Genomic DNA, 23,992 nt, shown 5'->3' with positions numbered 1-23,992 from the left:
CTCAAATGAATTGGGCAACATTTGCCATAGAAAAGCTACGGGAAGGACAACAAGCACAGATCAAGCCACGGGGTCATTCGATGAATGGGAAAGTCAACGATGGAGATCGCGTTACCCTCCAGCCGTGTTCTCCAGAGCAGTTACGGGTAGGCGACATTGTTCTGGTGCAGATCAAAGGCAACGTCTATCTGCACTTGATTAAGGCCATTGACCAAAAACGGTTTCTGATTGGAAATAATCGCGGAGGCATTAATGGTTGGGTTGGGCCTCATGCCATCTATGGGCGGGCAGTTCAGATCGAGAGACGTTAGAGGAATCTCGCGAACCAGATGGATCAACGGACTACCGCTGGTAGGCCGCTTTTCGTACCCAGGAGAGGTAATGTGAGGCATGGTCATCCTACCAAGCTCTGCGAGCAGGGGTCTGGCTGTTCACAGCCTCTCAGGCAAGGCGTTCTGGTACATATGTAGGCTATCACTATGCTGTTGCAAGGGTGCGACAACTTTGGGATGCGGATGACTGTAGATAGTGGGATAGTCTATTTCGTCTAACTCTGGGCGCACAGGAAAGGCCAGTTTCTCCTGCGCCAGCGAGAACTCCGCCTGTACGCCTGGTTTGTTGCCGCGTGCATCAAGGCGTACCCATCTTTGAAGCGATGGGAGATAGGCGGCGTTAAGGGCATGGACCGAGTAGCCCGTCTCAGGCGTGTCCCCCAGCGTCAAGCGCTGATAGCAAAAGCCTGTGGGGATACCCTGCCCTCGCAGGAGAGCAGCTAGTAGGTGGGATTTAGCATAACAGATGCCTGTCTGGTACTGTAACACCTCGGAGGCGGTGCATGTTACCTGGGGATTTTGCACATCCCATGAGTGAGGAATGGTATCGCGCACAAACTCAAATGTCTGCTGAACGCGCTCTACTTCCAACTCGGATGCTAACTGTAATTGTTGTATTGCCTGGCGTACCAGGGGATGAGAATAGTTTATGATCTCATCTTCGCGAAGATATACATCTATCTGGGAAATCTCACACTCAAGTTGCATGTTATTTACCTTCCAATAGTATTGCCTGGCTTCTCTGCCTGCCTGTGACAGCTCTTGACTGCTAACGTATCTGGCACAAGATCTCCTCGACAATTTCTGCGGGACTCTTCTCGTCGGTCGGGATATGTGTGGCGAAGGCGGGCGACTCAAAGGCTGCGAGACAGCGCTGGAAACGCTCACGAATCCAGGCCAGGGATTCCACCGTATGCTCATGCTGCCGCTGCTCTAAGCGAGCGTACAGTGTCTCCTCGCGTGCTGTGAGGCAGAAGTGATAGAGCTGTGGATCAACCTGGCGCAAGCCAGCGGTAATCTCCTCAAAATAGGGACGGTGCCATATGGTCATAGGCATGACCAGCGTCCGCCCGTAGACCTGCTTCAGCACACGTGCCGTCTCGACCACCAGAGGACGCCACGCCGTCAAATCCTGAAAATCCTCAAACTTTTCAATGGACCTCGCGATATGCGCGAGGCCAGCCCCCACAACCTCTGGATCATAGAGCATACTATGATAAAGTCGCTGCACCAGCAACTCAGCAGTCGTCGTCTTCCCTACCGCGAACGAACCATTAATAAGAATGATCATTTTATTGAATACCTTCTAATGGAAATCGAAGACCAGGCGAACGTCGCTTGTGTGACCATATACATTTAGGAGCCCATCAAGTATTTCTGTTAGAAAAGATCCCGCAGCCTCTGCATATGTTTCCGTCCAGATTGCGTTGCAATAAGGACTATCTTTGCTTGTATGATGGTAACTGATTGGAATATCCTTTGGCCAATCTTTCCAGGTGGGAGAGCTATCTGGATGGAAAAGGTGCTTTACACGCTTATCTACACGGGCGTACACTTTTCTACGCTTACCATGCCAGTCAAAGCGAGCTAGCTCCTCCAGCGTCAACCAGCTTGCCCGCAAACTCTCTGTATGAAATTCGCCTGTTTCTTCATCAAAGAGCACATAGTTATACCAAATCTGTAATTCAGCCGAGAGATCATCTGGTAGACCTCTAAGGGGAGCGATAGGCATAAATAGCTCTTCCCGATCATTTCTCACACCCGCAAGAATAGCAAAGAGGGCATAGTTTTGCATATCATAAATCGAGTCAGGACGATACTCCAGGGCATCATCTGGATCGTACTGATGAATTTCATTCTCGACCATTTGTCCAACAAAATACCACTCATCGCCGATGCGCTGCTCCACATATATTGCAATATAGGTTCCCATGCGCTTCTTCCCCAGCATAAGCCATTTAAGGCTTAGCTTAAATACGTATTTTCGCACAGTGTAGCACATAGGCACGAGTAAACGGGATCCACGTTGAGTCCATCACATCAACAATAAATGCAAAAGCAGTATTATTTACAATAGAAGCTAATCACTTCTTTTCGGTAGGGACCAGCTTTAGCGCGTCCGAAGGCGATTGATCGCCTGTAGGCGTAGCCCAAAAACATTCCATAAGAACCATTTCGTGGAATGGGATGACTGTTTCCCATAAAAGGTTTTGGCTTATGCCGAACTGCCATGAATGGCGTTCGGACGCGCTGAAGCTGATCCCTACCGGCCTGGAGAGCCATCCCAGCCGCAATAGCCACATACGCCAGTAGCAGACTCACACGCCAGGCAGCAACGCGGGATAAAAGAGGGCCAGAATACCCATGAGCACCAGGCCAATACCAACTATTAAACTGAGGCGCGCTCCCTGCCCCCATACCTTCAGGCAGAAGATTAGCGCGGTCAGACCCAGCATCCAGGGAATATTCATCAGCCCGACGACAAGCATGATCAGCATTAGCCCTCCGCAGGCCCCCAGGCAGTAGAAACCATTTCCGATGCCCGCCCTGACATTCGCCAGCCCGCCTGACATCACATGAAGATAACAGCCAGAACTTAGCACAGGGTTGCAGTGCACCAGGCAGCGCCTGGCCAGCGGCGTTAGTTGGTAGATCCCTATAGCTATAAGCAATGCAGATCCCAGGATGCTCGCCAGCATCGGAGTATGTGACGCGAGATAGCCAGCGGCGAGCGAAAGTCCATAGACGGGGATGCCGGTGAGGGACCAGGCGAGGATATAGCCGAGGAGAAAGCCGCCACCACGCATAAGCGGGCGGAAGGTTACCTCGTCCTCCAGGCGTAATACAGCAAGGTGGAGCGAGAACACAGGTGCGAGGGAGGGCAGCATCATCGCGATCATCATAACAGTCCAATACAACAGGAAGGCAGGAAAGCTTAAACCCATCGGCCCATATTGATGACCAGGGGGCATGCTCCAGGCGTGCACCAGCGTAGGGATCCAGGCCAGCAGAGCTAGAAAATGCGTCGCCATCCAGGCTTGCGCGTGCTTCGACGCGTTTGGTAATGTCATCACCTCAGCCATCTAAAGATTGCGCCATGCGGGGGCCCCTGGCTCTAGCCATGGGGAGGAGCATGGCGCACTCCTTTCTGTGTATACTCATAGCCATCGGATCGTTGCACACAACGCATATATTTGGGGTGAATATCGACCTTCTCCAGTCGGAATGAAGGCCGATGACGAATGGCTATCCGTCCTTCAAATGTTCCTTTGGGTGTGATGGCTTTGACCAGATCACCCGTTTGATACCCAAGAAATGTCTTTTTGCGCTCTTTGTGCTGCTTCGGGAATCCATACTTGTCAGGCACACACATTTGCCTCCTCCCATGCCCTGTAGCTTTGATGCGCAGTGGGATGACTCCCTTCTGCAAAAGCACATCAGGCGTGCTCTTGCCTACGCAAGCTGCATCGAGCCAGTGGGTTTTGGGGAGCCCTCGCGTGGTACGATTCCACTTCGTCAATCCACCGCTCCCCCACTCGACAGGCAAGCCGAGAGCTTTCAACCGTTCGAGCAAAGCACATCGTGTGCTATTGACAGCGCTGGCATCCTTGAGTGGCTTTTTGACCTGAGCGAGAAGACGCTTGAGCACTTCAGGTTTCTTTTTCAAGAAGACTTCGATCTCCTGAGTGCCTTTGGCAGTATTGCATGCTTCGCACGCCAAGGTAAGATTGCTCATCCTGTTCGTACCACTACGGGCACGTGGATGGATATGCTCTACCTGAAGCGGGACATCTTGTTTGCCACAATAGGCACACGTGCGTTCCCATTTTTCCAGCAAGTATTCCCTGACCTCATAGCCTTGCAAGGTTCCTTGCTGGTATTCCACACCTGCAATGTCGGGATTCTCCATCAATTGCATATCAAACTTCACAAGCTCCTGACTGAGAGCGGCAATGGGAGCATATCGACACAGGCGAGCTACCCACGTCAGAATGTTGGCAAGGCGACTTTCTAACGATGGTGGCAACCATCCCTTCTTCCTCCGTCGATTGTCAAATCGCGGCTTGCGGTAGCGTGTTTTACGCTGCCTACGCCCCTGGCGACTTGCACGACGGCTATCAAGACTGTCTTTAATTGCATGCCCTCGATGTGAGAGTTCAGCCGCGAACACAATTTTGCCGTTGGTGTCGTTCACCAGGGCAATTCCCGTCGTTTTACTGCCTGGATCGAGTTTCAAGCGCAATGGCTGTACCTCTGGCTGCTCGACAACCCGTTTGAGCACAATGGTAAACGGATACCGTCTAAACACGGCTGCTTTCCCTTGCCTGAGCAAGCGCCTCGCGTGTCCTGGATGCACCGGATTTAAAGGTTTATAGTCACTATCAATCACAAAAACATTGCTCAAGTTGAGCCTCCTGTTTCCAGGGTAATGTTTGCCTCGACAATGATAGAGGGCGGTACTTTTCCCTGAGCACTGCATAGACCCCGCTTTGCTGTTTAACCCAGAGATTCTAGAGCTACCGGCTGGCACGCACCTGTAGGTAGGAACTTGAACACTTCTCCTCTATCGTAGCCTGATAACCTCCTGCCTCGCGCAGAAGGCCCATGGCTAAGCCTGGACAGGTCCGAGCTTGCTTTCACAAGCCCCTGCCTTTAGGCATGGGGTACCTGACTACTCGCTCCTCTTCTTTTGCTCGCCACAGCATCCTTTACTTCAATTATAAACTGATATGCTCCTAAATACTATTCTTATTTTTATTGACATTCCGGTCACTCTACCGTTTGCATACTCATCCTGGCTTATGTTACACTCTTCAAGATTGAGTAATTGAGATTTAATAATGGATGTTATCGTCCTCTGAGGCGCTCCACGTGGGGCTAAAACAGTTAGGTATTTATGCCGAAGTCATCTCTCCATGCACTTACCTGGTCAGAAGAGCAACAATGCTATGAACTGCGCACGCAAGGCGAACTAGAGCAATATTTTGGTTCTGAGAACAACCAGCCATGGCAAGACTGGCTGGTTGACCAGACCTCCTTCGCCTTTCAGGGACGGCTTGGGCATATGAGCGTGGTGAAAGAGGCACGAGCCCGGGGAAATGGCTACTGGTATGCCTATAGTACACTTCAAGGGCAGACACACAAGCGCTACCTTGGACAGACAAGCGGCGCCACGCTAGAACGTTTAGAGCAAGTAGCGCAGACCTTCGCGAACGAGCATCGCTCTGTGTCCCAAACGAGTCAACAGACTACACAGGCACTTCCTGACTCGCCAGGTATTGTGCATCAGAGCCACGTACCTCTCATCGCTACCAAGCATACTCATCCTCAACTCCCTTCGATGCTGGTCAGGCGCGAGCGCTTGCTGCAAGAGGTGAATGAGGTACTTACCCATCGCTTGCTCTTGCTCTCCTCATCTGCTGGAAGCGGGAAAACAACGCTGCTGAGTACATGGGCGTCACGCTCGCCGCATACGATAGGCTGGCTCTCATTGGATGAGGCCGATAATGATCCCACGCGCTTTTGGGCCTCGGTCATTACAACCTTGCGCATCTGCCTGCCAGAGATTAGCGATACATCCCTGGCTATGCTCTACACACCTCAGCCACCCCCGCTTTCAACTATACTCATCACCTTTATCAATGAGATTCTCAGGTCCTCCGGCGAGATTATCCTTATTCTGGATGACTACCATGTGATTGAAGACCAGGCCATTCATGAGGCCATGCTCTTCTTGCTCGATCACCTCCCCGCGAATATGCACCTGGTTATCGCCAGTCGCGTTGATCCGCCATTCCCTCTGGCACGCTGGCGCATGCGAGGCCAGATGAGCGAGATTCGCGAGCCAGAGGTACGCTTTACGCCAGTAGAGGCCCAGGCCTTCCTCAATGAGGGTATGACGCTCTCGCTCTCTGAGACAGAAGTACAAGTGTTGGAGAAGCGCACAGAAGGCTGGATCGCGGGCCTACAACTGGCCGCACTCTCACTGCGTTCACACAAAAAGCCTTCTACCTTTATCGAGCACTTTACGGGCGAGCATCGCTTCATTCTCGATTATGTACAGGAAGAGATTCTTCAACATCAAGCGCCATCTGTACAGCAGTTTCTGCTCCAGGTTGCGGTGCTCTCGCGCATGAACGCCGCCCTCTGCCAGGAACTAACGGGCGAGCCAGCCAGCCAGGAGCTGTTAGAGATGCTGGAGCGCCACAATCTCTTTATAGTTCCGCTGGACGAGCAACGGCAGTGGTATCGTTTGCATACCCTCTTTCGCGAAGTACTCCTGGCACGCCTACAAGCTACACAACCTGAGCAGGTAAACGCGCTACACCAGCGCGCCGCCCGCTGGCACGCGGCCCAGGGTTCCATCCACGAGGCAATGTTCCACGCCCTGGCCGCGCAAGACTATCCATTCGCGGCCACAATGCTGGTGCAAGGCGCGAGGCAGCTATGGACACAAGGCGAGACCAGAACGGTCGCGACCTGGCTACTACGCCTTCCCGATAACATTCTGCGCGAACACCTGGGATTTGCCCTCACCTCGGCCCTGAACTTACTTTCTAGTACCCAATATATGCCGGAGCAGCAGCGAGCACTGGCACTGGCACAGAGTGGACAGATCATCACCCGAGTCGAGCAAATATTGCCTAACGAGAGAGACGCATCCCTCACACCGACAGAAACAACAAAGATTGAGAACCGCATCTGCCTGCTGCGCGAGTTTGTCCCGATGAGCGAGGCCTTCCGCGTGGGCAATATGCAGCAGCTTCGCCTCATTGCCCAGCGCATACAACATCTCATGCTGGGCGAATCCGTCGCCTGGAAATGGTTTGTGCTACATAAGTTCGTTGTCAGTTCCCAGGTCTTGGGCGACTCGAGCTTCTTTTTAGAAGAACTGATCGAGTTAAAGCAGCAGGCACTTCAGGAGCAAGACTACGTGACAGCTATTGCTGTGATATGCTGGCTCGCAGCGGCCTTTCTCTACGCGGGCCAGCTCCACTCGCTACACCAGGAATGTTTACAGGCCCAGGACCTCCTTGGGCAGTTGGGACAACACGTCTCGGTCGCTGTCTACCCCGCTTTCGATCTCTCTTTCCTCTACTATGCCTGGAATAAATTGGAGCAGGCAGAGGCTAGCTTACAGGTAGCATTGCAACACGCCTCGCGCTGGCAAGATATGAACCTGCTCATCTGGGGCCATGCGACTTATGTAAAAATCGCTCTGGCCTCCGACAAGATTGCGGATGCAGAGGAGGCGCTGGAGCAGGCCCAAAGCCTGGTCGAAAGCACTGGCTTTACAAACTATGCCCATGATGTCGCAGCCGCCCAGGTAGCACTCTGGCTCACACAGGGCAACTTCATAGCGGCAGAGAACTGGGCGGCTCAATATGACTTCGATCCCCAGACCTTGAGCGTTCTCTATATCGAGGAATATATAGCGCTGATCAATGTCCACCTCGCACAAGAAAAATATGTGCAGGGTTTACACATCCTGGTTCCGCTACTCAGCAATATGGAGCAATGTAAGCGCACCTGGGAGGTCATTCACCTGCTGGCGTTACAGGCCAGCGCGCTCTACGGACTGGGAGAAATGGAACAGGCCCAGCAGGTTGTCGTACGCCTCCTGAACTTGACGGAGCCTGAGGGCTATATTCGTGTGTACCTGGACGCGGGCAAGCCTATGCGCCACCTACTCCAGAACTTGCTCAAAAACCCGCCAAGGCCAGAGTTATCCCCTACCTGCATCTCCTACATCTCCACCCTGCTAACAGCTTTTGCCCAGGAGGAACAGAAACACACGCAGAAAGCCACCAACCTGCAAATCGAAAAGCACACTCCACAGGCTCCAGAAGGACTCTATGAACCCCTGAGTCCTCAGGAGCAACGCGTCTTAAGCCTGCTGGTCGCCGGGCAAACCTACGCCGAGATCGCGCAGAAGTTGGTCGTCTCCCCCAATACCATTAAGACCCAGGTCAGCAGCATCTATCGCAAGCTGGATGTCAGCCGGCGCGCCGAGGCCATCGCCGCCGCCAGGCGTCTGCACCTCCTCTAAATTAAATCCTCGCGCGAGGCGTTGTGTGCCAACCCACAACTACCTACCTCACCCAACGCTAGAGACTAATCACCCGCTCAATCACCAGGACGGGTGAAGTCATACCCCTCGCTTTCCAGCTATACTTTGCACATCAAGAGATGAACATGCATCTATCCTCAAACAAATGAGAAAAAGAAAGGCAACTACATTATGAACGCAACGACACTTCTACGTGAGCAGATTCAACAGGCGCATGGTTTTCTAAATGTTACTCTGGAAGGCATCACTGCCGAGCAGACCCACTGGGCACCTCCTGGAACCGCGAACCCCATCGCCGCCACTTATGTACATGCCATCGCGAGCGAAGACCTGGCCATCAACATGGTTCTCAAAGGTGGAGCCCCTCTCTACGCAACTGAATGGGCAGAGAAGACCGGCATCAGCGAGGTACAGCCTCTGAGCACTGCGGAATGGGCACGCCGCGTCCGCATCGACCTACCCGCTGTAAGCGTCTATGCTCAAGCTGTCCACGCAGCCACCGATGCCTACCTCGCGACCCTGACAGATGAGGACCTGGCCCGCGACCTCGACCTGACAAGCTTTGGCCTGGGACACATGACGGTTGGCACAATCCTGAATCGTATGGTCCTGGGACATATCGACAACATGACAGGTGAGATCTCAGTCCTCAAAGGCCTCCAGGGGGCAAAAGGTTACCCTATCTAACCGGAACTACTCGCGACACCATGAACCAGCCAGGCATCAACAAACCAGCGTCACACTGGCTGGTTCTCCTATCACACAAAAAGAATTCAATAGTACATTTTCTGGGGAGTTTATAGCTATGTCATTCTTTACCGCAAAAGACGGCACCCGTCTCTTCTATGAGGATTGGGGCCAGGGGGCGCCAGTTGTCTTTGTCTCCAGCTGGGCCTTGAATGCCGATATGTGGGAATATCAAATCCCTACACTGGTTGAGCAAGGGTTGCGTTGTATCGTTTATGATCGTCGTGGACACGGGCGTTCGGACCGAACGGGGCATGGCTATGACATAGATACCCTTGCCGATGACCTTGCCGCGCTGATTGAGCACCTCGACCTGCGTGACTTCACCCTGGTAGGCCACTCGATGGGAGGTGGCGAGGTTGTACATTACCTGGCCCGCCACGGCTCCGACCGCGTCGCCAGAATTGCGCTTATCTCAGCGATTCTCCCCTTCCTATGCAGAACAGAGGATAATCCAGAAGGCGTGCCCGAGGCTGTCTTTAAGTCCATCTCCGGACAACTTCGCGAAGATCGAGTACAATATTTTACCCAAAGAGCACAGGCTTTCTTTGCTACGCACCTGGGCAACAAGGTCTCGCCAGAACTTGTCCAGTGGATGACGGAGCAATGTCTCTACAACTCACCTATGGCTTTACTCCAATGCTGGCACACCAACGTCTACACCGATTTCCGCGCCGAAATGCAAGAAATCACCCTGCCAACGCTGATCATCCATGGAACGGCGGATGCCTCTGCCCTCATCGACATAACCGGGCGACGCTCCGCCAAACTGGTGCCAGGCAATATCTACAAAGAGTACCAGAACGCGGGACATGGCCTCTTTGTCACACACAAGCACCAGCTCAATAATGACCTGCTGGCTTTTATCCAGGGTTGAACCCGCTACTGGCATACGTGACTTCAGTAGCCGCGTATGCCAGTAGCAGGCCAATAACTTGAAAAAGGTGAGGAGTGGCTGTATGATGACAACGCGAGCAGAGAACGGCAATACAGCGAGGAGCACCCATGTTTGACACCTTAACATACGTCACAGGCAACCCTGGCAAAGTGAAACGCTTCAGCCACTATATCGACTATCCACTACTGCACAAAGACCTGGATCTACTTGAAATTCAATCACTTGAGCCAGCAGAGATCATCGAACATAAAGCCAGGGAAGCATATAAACATATTCAAGCACCTGTACTGGTGGAAGATACCTCGCTGCAATTCCTGGCCCTGGGGAAACTGCCAGGACCTTTCATCAAATGGTTCTACGCAGAGCTAGGCACAGAAGGGCTATGCAAGCTACTCACCGAGTCACAGGACAGGTCAGCTCTGGCCTCAGTACACATTGGCTTATATGATGGTCATGTCCTGAGCATCTTCACCAGCGCCTGTGAAGGCACCATCGCGCTCACCCCTCGTGGCAATGGCGGCTTTGGCTGGGACCCCATCTTCATCCCCAGCGGCTACCACCAGACCTGGGCCGAGATGTCAGAGGCCGAGTATCTAGCAACCTCTATGAGCACTCAGGCCCTGCAAGATCTCGCAACCTATCTAAACGCCACGCTAACAAGTAGCCGCGTACGCCAGTAACGGGCTACTTGTTAGCGTGGCTACTGATCATGGGCTGGGGGTGTGATGACCTGGACCTGGCGCAGGCCACGGATGGCGTTGCAGATATAGACCTTTTCTGCTGTCAGGAGGTCGTCCAGGGTGAGAAGGGCCTCCTGCACGTTGGGGTGCTCCTCCAGGATGCATTGGCGCGCGATTCCTGGCAGCAAACCACAGGTTACTGGCGGGGTAAGCAACCTGCCATCACGCTCAATGAAGATGTTGCTTATCGCGCCCTCGGTCACTTCACCGCGCTCATTGAGGAAGAGTACATCGGCATAGCCATGCTGATGGGCTGACTGAAAGGCCCGCTCATAGAGGGGGCGCTGCGTAGTTTTATGGAAATACATGCGATCCTGCGAGTTGGTCCGTTCGGTGCTGATGATCACTCGCACTAGCTCCTCTCGCGACTTTTGAACCTGTACACTCTCGCAGGTGAAGACACCGCTACGCTCTAGCAGCACGCGCACTTTATAAGCACAACCCGGCAGCATCTCACGCTCCTGCCGACGTAAAAGCGCCTGGAGACGCCCCTCATCCCAGGGATAACCGAAATAGCGAGCTGAGTCCTGCATCCGCTTGAGATGCTTCTCCAGACGTTGATAGCCCGCGTCCCAGAGAATGGATTCCAGGATAGCAAACTCTTGCGCTTGTGTGGTCAGGAAGCGAGCCTTGACCGCGCACTCGGCGGCCTCTTCAGCGGCCCGCGAGTCATAGACAATACCACTGCCAATACCCATCATTCCCTGCCCATGCTCAAGGTCAATGGTGCGAATAGCCACGTTAAACATAGCCTGAACGGGGCTTTGTGGCGAAGGAGGCGCGATATAGCCAATCGACCCGGTATAGACGCCCCTGGGCGTCTGCTCCAACTGGCCAATAATCTCCATGGCCTTGAGCTTGGGAGCGCCCGTCACCGAACCACAGGGGAAGAGGCTGGAGAAGATCTGCTCAAGGCTGGCATCGCGTCGAAGCTGGCCTGTGACGGTCGAGGTCATTTGCAGCACGGTCTCATAGGTCTCGACCTCTAGCAGGCGCGGAACAGTGATCGAGCCAATCTCGCAGACGCGCCCCAGGTCGTTGCGTAAGAGGTCCGTAATCATGATATTCTCCGCCCGGTTCTTGGCGTCACCGCGCAACCATGAGACCTGCTGCTCATCCTCCAACAGCGTGCGGCCTCGCTGGGCTGTCCCCTTCATAGGGCGAGTCGTTATATGCTGGCCATCTATCTGGAAAAACAGCTCAGGCGAGAAGCTCAATACAGCTCGCTCGCCTATACGCATATAGGCGCTATAGAGCGTACGCTGAACCCGGCGGAGGCGCGTATACAGGGCCAGGGGCGAACCCGCGAAGCGAAAATGTGTGCGCCCCGTCAGGTTAATCTGATAGACATCTCCGGCGCGAATATGCTCCCGTACTCGCTCGACCTTCTGGCGATACGTCTCCTCGTCAAGATCAAAACGTACGTCCTGGACTTCACAGTTCATCTCATCCTGGTGATCTAAGGCATAGGCTTGCCAGGCAGCCTCTCTGAGAGCGGCATCAATCCGATATGGCTGACGGTAGACCCCAAACCAGGCCAGGGGCGCGTGTTCATCCCTATAAGCGACCTTACCCAGTTTTTCCAGGAAGTAGCCACATTCATAGGCAAAGTAACCAGCGAGGTAATAGCCCTCCTGGACATATTTCTGCATAGTCGCAAGCAACGGCAGAAAGTCGCTCGCCTGGTGGATCTGTAGAATATGCACCGGGTCGACAAAGAGATAATCCCACCCATCACCCTGCCCTCCCAAAGTATTCTCAAGCAGCACTACATCACTGCCTACCTGTAACAAATGCACAAAGTCTGATGCTGAATTGAGGGAAACCATAAAAACCGCCTGACGCTTGCTCCACAGAACTGGAGCGAGAACTCCGGATATGCGTAAGGCATGGTATAGCAAATGGCCAGCAGCCGTCAAGGCCGCTACTGGCGTATGCCTCTACTGTAGAGGCAGTTCTCTTAGAGAGGTTGAGTAGCGCGCTTGGCGAGAAATTCCGGGGTGGCAAGCGCTTGCTGTCTGAGGCAGATCAGGGAGATGCCCAGTACAAGGACGAGCGTGACAACTAAGCCGCCTTCAGGGCCAAACTCTCCGCCATTGAGCAAGGTCGCGTAAGTGTTCTGGAAGAGGAAGAGATTCCCACCATGATACTGCACGCCGCTTACGGGCAGGGCAAAGATATGACCCTGCATCCAATTCCACGTGGTATGCAGACCAGCGACGCGCCAGATATTGCCATCGGCAAGGGCACAGAGAGCACAGAGCACGCCGAATAATGTGAGATTGAATAGGGCCAATAGATTAACGTGAGGATTAAGAATGTGCGCAAGCGCAAATGCCAGGGAGGACATCAAAATACTGAACCAGCGACCATAGCGCCCGGTCAGCCTGGAGAGCAACCAGCCTCGGTAAACGATTTCTTCTTTTGGTCCCTGAACCATCCAGCCAAGCAAGGTAAAAAGGAGGGCGACCACGCCACCTCCCTCTGCTGAACCCGCCAGTTGTAGTGTCGCGGTACTGGAAGAGAGCAAGATGCAGACAATCACACTCATCAATACTACACCAAGGAGCAAACCTTGTAAGTAAGTACGCAAAGCCTGCCATCTCGGCAATCTAAAAGGCCAGAGACCTCGCCGCTCAACGATACATACCCAGATCCAGAGCATGAGGAAGGTTGAGCATGAAGCGATCAGCCAGTAGAGGGTAAAGCCCAGCGCAGCAGGAATAGTCTCCGGACGATGTGACAGATTAGCAATTGCTTCACCTGCTGGCAAATCTCTAAGTAACTTATAAATTAGAGGAATACTGCTATAGACTGGCAGCAGCGTAAAAAGCGTAGCGAGAAGAGAGATCAGCAACCACCAGGTATAAAACGTTGCCTTCTTTTCTACCTTAATAATGTCGTTATTACTACATGATGTCTGCATTTCAGTATTCCATCCTTTTATATCCCAGGTTCGCAGTCACAGGAGGATAGCAGTAATCTCACTTTAGCTATCTGAATTCAAAACATATCGTTATCATGTCTGCACGACAAGACAAAGGGGATTTGGTTCAATCAGTTTTTAGAATGCATCAATTAGCGTAGCTGCACGTCAATGTATCTCAAAATGCATCAATGCAAGAGAAAGTACGTCTATAATTATTATCGTAAAAAGCTTGGTTTTGTCACGCGAAGAAGGGATGAGTTTATGATAGAGAGTGCAGAGAAGCAGGGGTTTTATCATCCATAACAAGAACTCCTGAGTTTGTTTTCGTATTGCCCAAGCAAGAGGTAGTGTACCCAATTTATAAGCGTAATCTATGAGTCATTTGACCCATTTTCAAACACTAGCGAGAAAGAAGTTACTCAAATTGATGTCAAAACAAAAAATGCATTGCTAGTTATCAGCATGCGATTCCTTGACATTAACAGCAATATATGTTAATTAATTGTAATACTATCTAGTTTATCGATTAACTGCAAGGCTTCTCCAAAGATGAAGGAGCACCATGACAACTATTTATGATATCGCCAGGGCGGCAGGTGTCACAGCGACAACGGTTTCAAATGTCCTCTCGGGCAAAGGATCAGTAAGCGAGAAGACGCGCGCACGTGTGCTTCAGTACGTTCAGGAACTGGGCTATAGCCCCAATCTGGTCGCACGCAGCCTGATCAAGGGCCGCACCAGCATCATTGGCCTGATCGTCTACCCTGTTGATAACCCCTTCTTCGCGGAAATTGTGTACACGGCGGAAACGCTGGCCTATGCCGCTGGTCTACGTATCTTTGTCACCACTCTTACCGACGATGACAAGATGACACAGCTTATGCTGAAAGACCTGGTCGCCCGAAAAGTTGATGGCATTATTATCACCTGTGCGCTCTCGCCGCAAATTGTGCAAGAGCTTATACCACCCTCCCTCCCAGTAATTTACTGCCTCTGGGAAGGTGAAGATCTCCCCAACTATGCAACTGTCCTATTTGACTTCTTTGAAGGAGGCAGGCTCGCAGCGGAACATCTCTTTACGGCCGGACATAGGCAGGTTGGTATAGTTACACATCTAGACAATAATAATTACGACCATCATGTCATACGCACAAACGGCTTTAAAAGTGTTTTCATAGAGCGTGGCGTCTCTATTGATCCAGAGTTCATAGCCGGGGGAGCATCTAAACTGGAGTTGGGAAAGGCGGCGGCCTACGAACTCCTTAAGCGCCCTGAGCGGCCTACTGCTATTTTCACAACCAATGATCTCATGGCCATTGGGGTCTTGTCAGCCGCCTGGGATTTAGGCATACGTGTTCCAGAAGAACTCTCAATTGTTGGCATCGATGACATCAACCTGGCCAGGTATACCAGTCCTCCATTGACCACCGTCAGAATCGATAAATATAAATTAATACACCAGGCCCTGCACACTTTACAACAAGCGATTGAGCACCAACCCATAGTCTCAACACACGTCATAAAACCAGAACTTATCATACGCCATTCGGTGGCACTACTTCCTTAGGTATTCCCTTCATAGGTTTTGCTACGCGAAACCATGATGTGAATAGATCGCAATGTCGCCTATCCCCTGACGTTGGGGACATTCTCAGGAAAGTGGGGTTCATTATGATCTACGCCTCTGGTCCAGCTTTGCGCCGGCGCAAAGTATGGCTCAACACATTCTTTTGTCTCCTTGCCCTCCTTAGTACCGCTATGGGCCTGGCCGCCTGCGCGGGCAGCGATGACGGCAAGATTCACCTGACCCTCTGGTACTGGAACCGCTCTATTAGCGATAGCCTGATCGCGCAGGTAAGTAAACAATTTCCCAATATTGTCCTGGATGCACAGAAGATTACGGATTATGACAATAAGGTGCGTACCTCGATGGCGGCCCATAGTGGTGTACCCGACATCATGGGTATCAACTCGAACATCTCAACCTATTTTCCCGACGAGGATCAGTTTGTTGATCTAAAGTCCCTGGGCGCCAACGATGTGCAATCACAGTACCTGGCCTGGAAATGGAACCTGGGCATCGCTCCCGATGGCAAGATGATTGGCTTCCCCATGGATACCGGTCCCACCGCCCTCTTCTATCGCACAGACCTCTTTGAGAAAGCCGGGTTGCCAACCGATCCCGCGCAGGTCGCAGCCCAGCTCAAGACCTGGGACGACTACATCAATGCCGGTGTCAAATTGAAGCAGGCAACCAACAACAAATCCTTTATGTTCGATAACATCGGCACCGTGTATGGCCAGATGCTTGGACAAAGCGCCAAACAATATTTTGATAAGAGCGGCACCTATCTGGGCGACCAGTCTCACATCAAGGCCATGTGGGACGAGGCGATCAAGACCTACAAAGCGGGCGTCGATGGCAAGGTTCCCCTGTGGGGCACCTCCTGGAATCAGGGCGTCAGCAACGGCTACATCGCCTCTTTCGTAGGCGCGGTCTGGATGAAACAGGTCTTGCAAGACGCGGCACCTGATACCAAGGGAAAATGGCGTATCGCTCGTGCGCCCGGTGGTGATGGCAACTCTGGCGGCTCCTTTATGGCGGTTACCAAGTACTCTCAACACCCTAAAGAGGCCTTCGAGGTCATCAAGTGGCTTCAATCACCCACCAACCAGGTCGCCGGTTATAAGGATCTCCAGCTCTATCCCTCGGCGTTAGATTCCCTCAATGATCCCGCTTTGCATCAGAAAGAAGACTTTTACGGCGGTCAGGATACCTCGGAAGTCTTTAACGTCGCGGTCAAAAACATTCCCTCTTTCTACTCAGGTCCTTACGATGGTATTGTTGGGGGCGCCATTGGTGACCAGCTAAACCTGGTGGAGTACCAGGGAAAAGATCCTGACCAGGCCTGGAATGATGCACAGGCGACGACACAACGTGGTCTCTTACGCTAGTGTTTCGCTACTTCAAGGAGGAAATATCCGATGAGTGCAACACCTGTGAGTATTGCCGAGAAGGTTGAGAAGCAACATACCGTCGCGCGGAGCAGCAATCTGCGCAAGTACCTTCCCATGTATCTCTCAATCGCGCCCTTCTTTATTATCTATCTCTGCTTCGGCATAGCGCCAGTCATTTTCTCGCTCTACCTGGCCTTTCAGCGCTGGGATGGCATCGGGCAGATGAACTTCATCGGTTTCAACAACTTCGCGTTCGCCTTGACCGACCCTATCTTTGGCCAGGCGATTCTCAATACCTTTGAAATCTGGATCATCTCCACCATTCCTATGCTGGTGCTGGCGCTACTACTGGCCTTTCTCTTAAATATGCGCAAGCGCTCCAAGTTTGCCTACCAGGTGGCCTATCTCCTGCCAAACATCACCTCGACTGTGGCTATTGCCTTGATCTTTGGCTCTTTCTTCGGTGATCAGTATGGGCTTATTAACCAGATGCTTGGCACCATGCATCTGAACACCATTGGCTGGCTTACCGATGCCTGGCCGATGCGTTGGGCGGTTGCCATGATCACCATCTGGCGCTGGACCGGCTATAACGCCCTGATCTACATGGCTGGCTTACAGAGCATTCCCAGTGATTTCTACGAGGCGGCGCGTATCGATGGCGCCAATACCTGGAGAACGTTCTACCACATCACGCTCCCGCTGCTCAGGCCAGTGATTCTCTTTACCGTCATCTCCTCCACCCTTGGCGGAATGACGCTCTTTACCGAGCCTCAGATCCTCTTTGGCAATAATGGCGGCGTCGGTAATTCCGGTTTAACGATGTCACTCTACCAGTATTGGCAGGCCTTCGCCTCCTTCCACTATGGCTTCGGCGCGGCGGTCGGCTGGATCATGTTCTTTATCCTGGTCATCTTCACCTTCGTTAACTGGAAAATTGTCCAGAGTACAGAGCGCTAAAACTACGACAAGAAGGAGAAAAAGCAATGATACAACACGAGTCTCGCTGGTTACGCTTTATTGTCGAGGTCGCTCTGCTACTGGGGCTGATTATTTCGATCTTCCCCTTCTATTGGATGATTGTTATGGCGACCAATACGACGAGCGATATCTACCGCGTCCCACCCAAGTTGATCTTTGGCAGTCAGCTTCTGACAAACATCGCGCATGTATTGCAGAGCATTGACTTCTATCGCAGTTTCCTCAACACCGTCCTGGTCGCGGGCAGCGTCACGCTGCTAGTGCTCTTCTTCTGCTCCCTGGCAGGCTTCACCTTCGCCAAGTTTGAGTTTCCAGGGAAAAATACGCTCTTCGTGATCCTGATCGGTACGATGATTCTGCCCTCCGCAGGTTCTCTAGTGGCCTCGTTCGTCATCATGTCGGATCTGCACTGGATTGGGACCTTCCTACCACTTATCGTTCCAACCATGGTGACGGCCTTCGGTATCTTCTGGTTGCGCCAGTACTCTCTTGGCGCGATCCCAAATGAACTGATCGATGCCGCGAAGATCGATGGGGCAGGACACTTCCGCATCTACTGGAATGTAGCCCTGCCCACCCTGCGCCCAGCCCTGGGTTTCCTGGGCATCTTTACCTTTATCGGCTCCTGGAATGACTATCTGTGGCCATTGATCGTACTCAATGACCCCAAGCTGTTCACCCTACAGGTTGCGGTTGCCAATCTAAATGGTGTCTACAACACCGACTACAGCATGGTCATGACTGGCACCCTGCTGGCGACTATCCCACTCATTATCATCTTCTTCCTGGGAACACGTCAGTTCATCGCCAACATCTCTGCGGGCGCGATTAAATTCTAGCCTCACTCCTCAGTCACCTACTTGCAAGCCAGGATGTCTTCCCTTAGCGGGAAGACATCCTGGCTTTTTACTTTCTTGCTGCCTATGTAAACCATGCGTGCAGCCTTGACAGGCAGGCACAAAAAGGGGTACAAGTATTTCATGAACAAGGCTACATATTCACTGAAATGTAGCTTCAGGTAGCTTGTTACAGGCATTCGCTAGATTTAAGGATAGAATCGCGCAATTGTATTGAAGCAGGCTGGAATGATTCAGCGGCGGAGGAAGCATGAAGAAAAAGCAAGCAATCTCCCCCATTACCTGTTCCTTAATGCTTGGCATCGTCTGCCTCGGCATACTGGGAACGCTTCTCTTCTGGAAGACATCTACAGGCATAGCCAGGGCCAGCGGTAGCCCCCCCACAGGCTTACATGTCGTGGGCAATCAGATTAAAGATAGCGATAGCAATATCCTCATCCCCCATGGCGTTGATCGCATGGGGACCGAATACCAGTGTACCAAGTCTGGTACCACGGATTTTGACGGACCAGTAGATCAGGCTTCAGTCAGCGCCATGCAGACCTGGAACGTGAATATCGTGCGTGTACCTTTGAATGAGGACTGCTGGCTGGGCATCAATGGCTTTCCCGCGAACGGAAAATCGGCTTCACAGTATCAGGCAGACATCATCAACTGGGTTAACCTCTTGAACCAGAATGGGATGGTCGCGATTGTCGAACTACACTGGAACGCTCCCGGCTCCCTGCAGGCGACTGGCCAGGAACCAATGCCAGACCAGGACCACGCGCCTGCCTTCTGGACCTCGGTCGCCAATACCTTTAAAAGCAATTCCTCGGTCATCTTTGACCTCTATAATGAGCCATATACCAGTAGCTGGTCATGCTGGAAGAATGGCAGCACCGCTCCCAGTACAAACCCCTGCTCGGATGTAAGCTTCGCCGTGGCTGGCATGCAATCCCTGGTCAACACGGTCCGCGCGACTGGCGCGACCAATATTCTGATGTTGGGCGGTCTGGCCTACTCCAACGACCTGAGCGGCTGGTTGGCCAATAAGCCGAGTGACTCCAATAATAATCTCGTGGCCTCGGCTCACATCTACAATTTCAATTCCTGTAGCAATAGCGGCTGCTGGGACTCGCAAATCGAGCCAGTGAATGCGCAGGTACCCGTGCTCGTTGGCGAGCTGGGCGAGAATGACTGCTCCTCCGGCTTTATCAACACCTTGATTAGCTGGCTGGATCAGCATTCCATTGGCTACCTGGCCTGGACCTGGACGGCAACGGGTAACTGTGGGGGCTCGCCCGCGCTCATCACCGATTACACCGGCACGCCGACAAATTATGGGCAGGGCTACAAGACGCACCTGCTCTCTCTGGGAAGTGGCAGCGGCGGCGATAGCACTCCAACTCCTACGTCGACTAACAGTATCTTAAAATGATGGCACATATGCCTATGTGCCATCCGTTCAGACGGCCAGCCGTCTCGGGAGAACTGCGGCTCCCGCTACTCCTCGCCCCACTTGCAAAGGGTCGGAGCTACTTTTGCGTAAAATGTTATACGCTCCGTTGATATCGGCATGAATGAGGCGTCCATCCCTGGCGCGATACCAACTACGAGCGAGACGCCTGCCTGAAAACACCGGCTTCTCAGCAGCGTTCGATTCATAGGTTGGAATGGGGTCACCGTCCAGAAAGCTTGCCTTGCTGGTGTAGCTTTCTTCCTGAAGGATGACTCTGACCCCAACCAGGTGCGCTTTGTAGGTCAACTGCTCAATGAAACGGGCATGGGGAAGCTGCACAAACTGCTGATTGTTCCTGTGTCCCATGGTCACATCCTGTTTCCACAAGGGATTCTTGCCAATCACCAGCGTTCCGATGCCTTCGCTCACCAACAGATCAATGATCCGACGGCTGGCCGTGTGCAAATACGCATCCACACGGCGATTGCACTTCGTCGTCACACGGTCCAGGTGGCAGGAGGTGTATCGGTTCTCATGCGCGAGGCGTTGCTGCTGCTTGGCGCGCTGTTTGTTGTAGAACTGATTCAGGCTTTTGAGGGGTTTGCCACTCACCAGACGAGGCACAAAACCGGGTTTGTCGCTGGTGATGGCTGCGAGCACATTGACGCCCACATCCACGGCTGCTCGAAGCCGCTGGTTGACCGCAGCCGGTTGGATCTCCTGCTCATAGACGACTTCGACCATGTAGCCATCAGCGCGTGGAACGATGCGTACCTGCCTGATGGCCTCCCAGGTGATCTGGGTCGCGATCTCGATGGGGAGTCCTGATGGGACCAGTTTGCCTGTGCGCTTGAATGCCCTCTTGCCCAGGGCTTTTTTCTCGTAGATGAGCAGGAAGCGGCCTTTGGCCTTGTCTTTGTAGCCAGGGATCTTGGGGCGCCCCGTGAAGGCGGAGGAGTCTTCGCGGTAGGCCTCCATCACGCGCAAAAAAGCTGCCCCAATTGTGGTGAAGTTGAATCAGGATGGCGTTACTGACTTTGCGAGGCAGGGCACAATAGGCCTCATGCTGTTTCAAGCGATGATAGATGGCGGCGTAGGGGAGATAGGTCCCCTCGTGAATGAAGGCTTGCCGGACGTGGTAATTGGCCTGGTTGTACAGGTTTTTAGAGGCAAAGGCCGCCTGGTCAATGAGAGCAAAGCGTGCATCATGGTGACGGATGAGATGTCGTTCGACCAACTGCATCTGGTGGCCTCCTCCTTTTCCAACAACACGTCCTTGGAGTCGATGTGCCTCACTCTTGTTCTTTGATTGAAGAACATTCTTTCCAACAGAACTCTACCAGAGACGCCTTCATTTGTCAACATCTGGCATAATTACTTGGAAACGTTTTTAACACCCCAACTCCTAAGCCAACTAACACCCCAACTCCTGGCGGAAGCTGCAAAATTGCCTACACCGTCTCGAACCAGTGGAATAACGGCTTTACCGCCAATGTTACCATCACCAATACTGGCACCTCCACCATCAACGGCTGGACGCTGGTCTTCTCATTCCCCAATGGGCAGCAACTGACCAGTGAATGGAGTGGCAACTTCACCCAGCAGGGAGCACAGGTAACTGTCACAAACTTAAGCTATAACGGCTCAATCAGTGCCGGTGGCTCGACCAGCATCGGGTTCAACGCCTCCTACAATGGCACTAACACCAATCCAACATCCTTCAAGCTCAATAGTCAGCAATGCACCACCGCGTAGTCGAAAGTTGCCCGACGCGTGCTTTAGCAGCGTCGGGCTATTGAGAGGCCCGCTACTGCCTGTTTCTTCGGCTTTAAATTGCTACCACTCTACATTTCCCCGTTTTTCGACGTGGCTACAATCAAGCCCCTTGACAAAACTTTTATCTCCAGGTATTCTAATTTTTAGAGCATTAAAAATTTTTTTTATCATCTTAAAAACTACGTCTTTCTGCTCTTCTAAAAAATCGGGAAATGGAGTTCGCAGATGTCTTCTAAGCCACTGAATAAGTTGGGGGGGAACTTCTTCTCGCGCTGCCTCCCGCCACCATCCACGGCCTCAGATGATGCCACTATACTGGCCGCGCAGAAGGTGCTCAAGGGGAAAGGAAAGCCTGCGTTAGGTGATCTCCTCCCTTTTCTTGGTCCCGCTTTTATCGCCAGTGTAGCCTATGTTGATCCCGGAAATTTCGCCACGAATATACAGGGTGGAGCGGAATTTGGCTATTTGCTTGTGTGGGTCATCATCGCAAGCAACCTTATGGCAATGCTCATTCAGGCGCTCTCGGCAAAATTGGGGATCGCGACCGGGCATAACCTGGCCGAGATGTGCCGCGAACACTTTCCCCGCCCTGTGGTGTGGGGCATGTGGGTTGTGAGCGAGGTTGTCGCCATTGCCACAGATATGGCGGAGTTTCTTGGCGCAGCCCTGGGCTTCACGCTGCTCTTCCATATTCCCTTGCTCATCTCCGGCCTGCTTACCGCCGTCTGTACCGTCCTGCTACTTGGACTACAGCGACGCGGATTCCGCCCATTAGAGGCCGTGATTACCATCCTGGTCAGCATTATCGCGCTTTGTTACCTGCTCGAAATCTTCATCAGCCGTCCCGATTGGGGCCAGATCGGCCTGAGCGTTGTTACTCCCCGCCTGGATGGCACAGAGAGCCTGCTACTTGCGGTCGGCATTCTGGGCGCGACCGTGATGCCACATGTCATCTTCCTGCACTCATCTCTGACGCAGAAACGCATTATAGTCGACGATCCCGCGCACCAGAAGCGCATCTACCGCTTCGAGATCATCGACGTTATCATTGCCATGGGTATCGCCGGACTGGTCAATATGGCGATGCTGGTCATGGCGGCCTCAACCTTTCACACCAATGGCCTGACCAATATTGCCTCTATCGAGGAGGCTTACCGCACGCTCAAGCCACTCCTGGGGAACGCCTCCAGCAAGATCTTTGGTATCTCGCTATTGGCCTCGGGCCTCTCCTCGTCGGCGGTAGGGACCATGGCGGGGCAGGTCGTCATGCAGGGCTTCTTAAAACGCAGCATCCACATCTGGATTCGCCGCCTGGTTACGATGTTGCCCGCACTCATTGTGATCGCCATCGGTCTCGATCCGACGCGCACGCTGGTCATCAGCCAGGTGGTCCTGAGCTTCGGTATCCCCTTCGCCCTGGTGCCCCTGGTCATCTTCACCAGCCAGCGCAAGCTCATGAAAAATCTGGTCAACCATCGCATTACGACCGCTGTCGCCTGCATAGTTGCTGGTCTGATCATCGCCCTCAACCTCTACCTGCTCACCAGCGCCATCCAATCAATCTTTTAATTCCGCATAAGAGAAGGAGGGTGGTTGCGGCGCAGGCCGCAACCACCCTCCTTCTCTTATTTCTTCTATTTCCACCAGAGGTAGGCACGCAACACCTCGTCGGTATGCTCAAGCGTATGCTGATAGGTCTTGGTCAATACCCATTGCAGGGAGCGCTCTCCCCACAACACAGGCAAGCGCTCTTGCAGGCGCTCATCCGTCAACTCAGCAAGCAAGGTGATCTGTTCGACACGCCGGGCCTTAAACTCTTCGCTCATCGCGGCTATCTCGTGTCCCTGGCCCTCGTTCCAGGCCTGATTCTCTCGCGCCTCGTCCTCCTCCTGCGTGCCTACAATTGGTTTTGCCCCGCCAGACCACTGGCGCATGGTGGGGAGAGCTATAGTCTTTTCATACAAAGACAGGTGGAAGAGTAAACGCGCCACCGGCCATTTATCCTGACGAGGAGCTAGAAAGAGCCGCTCCTGCGGCACCAGGCTCACGGCCCAGAGGAACTCGTCCGCGCTCATCCGCAAACGCTCTTGAAACTTCTTTACCAGCTGCATTACCGATCCTTCTACATTCTGGAGAGCTTATTCCCTGCTTGTATTATATGTCTTTGCAGAGAAGACCCGCTACTGGCGTACGCGGCTACTCTCTATCGCTGGAGCCAAACGGTATGATATGCTGTGTTTAAAAAAGCGAGAGGCATGAGGA

20 protein-coding genes and 1 pseudogene are annotated in these 23,992 nt (G+C 52.8%); 12 read left to right on the top strand and 9 right to left on the bottom strand.

Annotated elements, in window-relative coordinates:
• Positions 1 to 5 precede the first annotated feature (5 nt).
• A complete protein-coding gene (locus tag KRAC_RS35110) occupies positions 6 to 311 on the top strand; it encodes a S24/S26 family peptidase (protein WP_007915659.1) in 306 nt (101 codons plus the stop codon).
• Between the two features lie 120 nt (positions 312 to 431).
• On the opposite strand, the gene KRAC_RS35105 is transcribed toward KRAC_RS35110, so the two are convergent.
• The 5 genes from KRAC_RS35105 to iscB all read right to left on the bottom strand — a co-directional run bounded on the left by KRAC_RS35105 (position 432) and on the right by iscB (position 4,737).
• Positions 432 to 1,040 carry a transglutaminase-like domain-containing protein gene (locus KRAC_RS35105; protein ID WP_007915657.1) on the bottom strand — a complete coding sequence of 203 codons (609 nt, stop codon included), beginning with the start codon at positions 1,038 to 1,040 and terminating at the stop codon, positions 432 to 434.
• Between the two features lie 61 nt (positions 1,041 to 1,101).
• Positions 1,102 to 1,623 carry an AAA family ATPase gene (locus tag KRAC_RS35100; RefSeq protein ID WP_007915655.1) on the bottom strand — a complete coding sequence of 174 codons (522 nt, stop codon included), beginning with the start codon at positions 1,621 to 1,623 and terminating at the stop codon, positions 1,102 to 1,104.
• A gap of 15 nt (positions 1,624 to 1,638) precedes the next feature.
• Entirely contained in the window at positions 1,639 to 2,265 is a 627-nt protein-coding gene (locus KRAC_RS35095) for a hypothetical protein (RefSeq protein ID WP_040445556.1), read from the bottom strand.
• Between the two features lie 385 nt (positions 2,266 to 2,650).
• Positions 2,651 to 3,403, bottom strand: a complete 753-nt coding sequence (locus KRAC_RS35090) for a DUF2182 domain-containing protein (protein WP_157507461.1) — start codon at positions 3,401 to 3,403, stop codon at positions 2,651 to 2,653.
• A 44-nt stretch (positions 3,404 to 3,447) separates the two neighbouring features.
• Positions 3,448 to 4,737: an RNA-guided endonuclease IscB gene (gene iscB / locus KRAC_RS35085; protein ID WP_007915649.1), complete on the bottom strand. Its 1,290-nt coding sequence runs from the start codon at positions 4,735 to 4,737 to the stop codon at positions 3,448 to 3,450.
• Positions 4,738 to 5,229: 492 nt separating this feature from the next.
• Between iscB and KRAC_RS35080 the strand changes: the two genes are divergently transcribed.
• From KRAC_RS35080 to KRAC_RS35065, 4 genes are all read left to right on the top strand, one after another.
• The gene (locus KRAC_RS35080) at positions 5,230 to 8,382 is read left to right on the top strand and encodes a winged helix-turn-helix domain-containing protein (protein WP_007915648.1); all 3,153 of its coding nucleotides are present in this window, start codon (positions 5,230 to 5,232) and stop codon (positions 8,380 to 8,382) included.
• A 192-nt stretch (positions 8,383 to 8,574) separates the two neighbouring features.
• A complete protein-coding gene (locus KRAC_RS35075) occupies positions 8,575 to 9,090 on the top strand; it encodes a DinB family protein (RefSeq protein ID WP_007915646.1) in 516 nt (171 codons plus the stop codon).
• Positions 9,091 to 9,208: 118 nt separating this feature from the next.
• Positions 9,209 to 10,027: an alpha/beta fold hydrolase gene (locus KRAC_RS35070; RefSeq protein ID WP_007915643.1), complete on the top strand. Its 819-nt coding sequence runs from the start codon at positions 9,209 to 9,211 to the stop codon at positions 10,025 to 10,027.
• A gap of 128 nt (positions 10,028 to 10,155) precedes the next feature.
• Complete coding sequence (locus KRAC_RS35065; protein WP_007915642.1) at positions 10,156 to 10,728, top strand: non-canonical purine NTP pyrophosphatase; 573 nt, start codon at positions 10,156 to 10,158, stop codon at positions 10,726 to 10,728.
• A 20-nt stretch (positions 10,729 to 10,748) separates the two neighbouring features.
• On the opposite strand, the gene pabB is transcribed toward KRAC_RS35065, so the two are convergent.
• Together pabB and KRAC_RS35055 are read right to left on the bottom strand one after the other, a co-directional pair.
• A complete protein-coding gene (gene pabB, locus KRAC_RS35060; protein WP_007915637.1) occupies positions 10,749 to 12,617 on the bottom strand; it encodes an aminodeoxychorismate synthase component I in 1,869 nt (622 codons plus the stop codon).
• Between the two features lie 131 nt (positions 12,618 to 12,748).
• Positions 12,749 to 13,714, bottom strand: a complete 966-nt coding sequence (locus KRAC_RS35055) for a CPBP family intramembrane glutamic endopeptidase (RefSeq protein WP_007915633.1) — start codon at positions 13,712 to 13,714, stop codon at positions 12,749 to 12,751.
• A gap of 565 nt (positions 13,715 to 14,279) precedes the next feature.
• Here KRAC_RS35055 and KRAC_RS35050 point away from each other — a divergent pair.
• From KRAC_RS35050 to KRAC_RS35030, 5 genes are all read left to right on the top strand, one after another.
• Positions 14,280 to 15,284 carry a LacI family DNA-binding transcriptional regulator gene (locus KRAC_RS35050; RefSeq protein WP_007915629.1) on the top strand — a complete coding sequence of 335 codons (1,005 nt, stop codon included), beginning with the start codon at positions 14,280 to 14,282 and terminating at the stop codon, positions 15,282 to 15,284.
• Between the two features lie 104 nt (positions 15,285 to 15,388).
• A complete protein-coding gene (locus KRAC_RS35045; RefSeq protein ID WP_007915627.1) occupies positions 15,389 to 16,672 on the top strand; it encodes an ABC transporter substrate-binding protein in 1,284 nt (427 codons plus the stop codon).
• Positions 16,673 to 16,702: 30 nt separating this feature from the next.
• Complete coding sequence (locus KRAC_RS35040; protein WP_007915625.1) at positions 16,703 to 17,635, top strand: carbohydrate ABC transporter permease; 933 nt, start codon at positions 16,703 to 16,705, stop codon at positions 17,633 to 17,635.
• A 26-nt stretch (positions 17,636 to 17,661) separates the two neighbouring features.
• Entirely contained in the window at positions 17,662 to 18,495 is an 834-nt protein-coding gene (locus KRAC_RS35035; RefSeq protein ID WP_007915623.1) for a carbohydrate ABC transporter permease, read from the top strand.
• Between the two features lie 268 nt (positions 18,496 to 18,763).
• Positions 18,764 to 19,933, top strand: a complete 1,170-nt coding sequence (locus KRAC_RS35030) for a glycoside hydrolase family 5 protein (RefSeq protein WP_007915617.1) — start codon at positions 18,764 to 18,766, stop codon at positions 19,931 to 19,933.
• A gap of 27 nt (positions 19,934 to 19,960) precedes the next feature.
• On the opposite strand, the pseudogene KRAC_RS35025 reads toward KRAC_RS35030, so the two are convergent.
• Positions 19,961 to 21,197 (bottom strand): annotated as a pseudogene (locus KRAC_RS35025) (RNA-guided endonuclease InsQ/TnpB family protein).
• 203 nt (positions 21,198 to 21,400) lie between these two features.
• Between KRAC_RS35025 and KRAC_RS66860 the strand changes: the two are divergent.
• Both KRAC_RS66860 and KRAC_RS35020 read left to right on the top strand, forming a co-directional pair.
• A complete protein-coding gene (locus KRAC_RS66860) occupies positions 21,401 to 21,709 on the top strand; it encodes a cellulose binding domain-containing protein (RefSeq protein WP_083815059.1) in 309 nt (102 codons plus the stop codon).
• Between the two features lie 246 nt (positions 21,710 to 21,955).
• Positions 21,956 to 23,299, top strand: coding sequence for an Nramp family divalent metal transporter (locus KRAC_RS35020; protein WP_007915613.1), 1,344 nt, complete (start codon positions 21,956 to 21,958; stop codon positions 23,297 to 23,299).
• A 65-nt stretch (positions 23,300 to 23,364) separates the two neighbouring features.
• Here KRAC_RS35020 and KRAC_RS35015 read toward each other — a convergent pair whose 3' ends face one another.
• Positions 23,365 to 23,841, bottom strand: coding sequence for a DinB family protein (locus tag KRAC_RS35015; RefSeq protein WP_007915611.1), 477 nt, complete (start codon positions 23,839 to 23,841; stop codon positions 23,365 to 23,367).
• Positions 23,842 to 23,992 lie beyond the last annotated feature (151 nt).

It is taken from the genome of Ktedonobacter racemifer DSM 44963, assembly GCF_000178855.1.
In the GTDB taxonomy this organism is placed as follows: domain Bacteria; phylum Chloroflexota; class Ktedonobacteria; order Ktedonobacterales; family Ktedonobacteraceae; genus Ktedonobacter; species Ktedonobacter racemifer.
The sequence above is the reverse complement of the archived record's forward strand: the minus strand, read 5'-3'. Positions and strand labels throughout refer to the sequence as shown.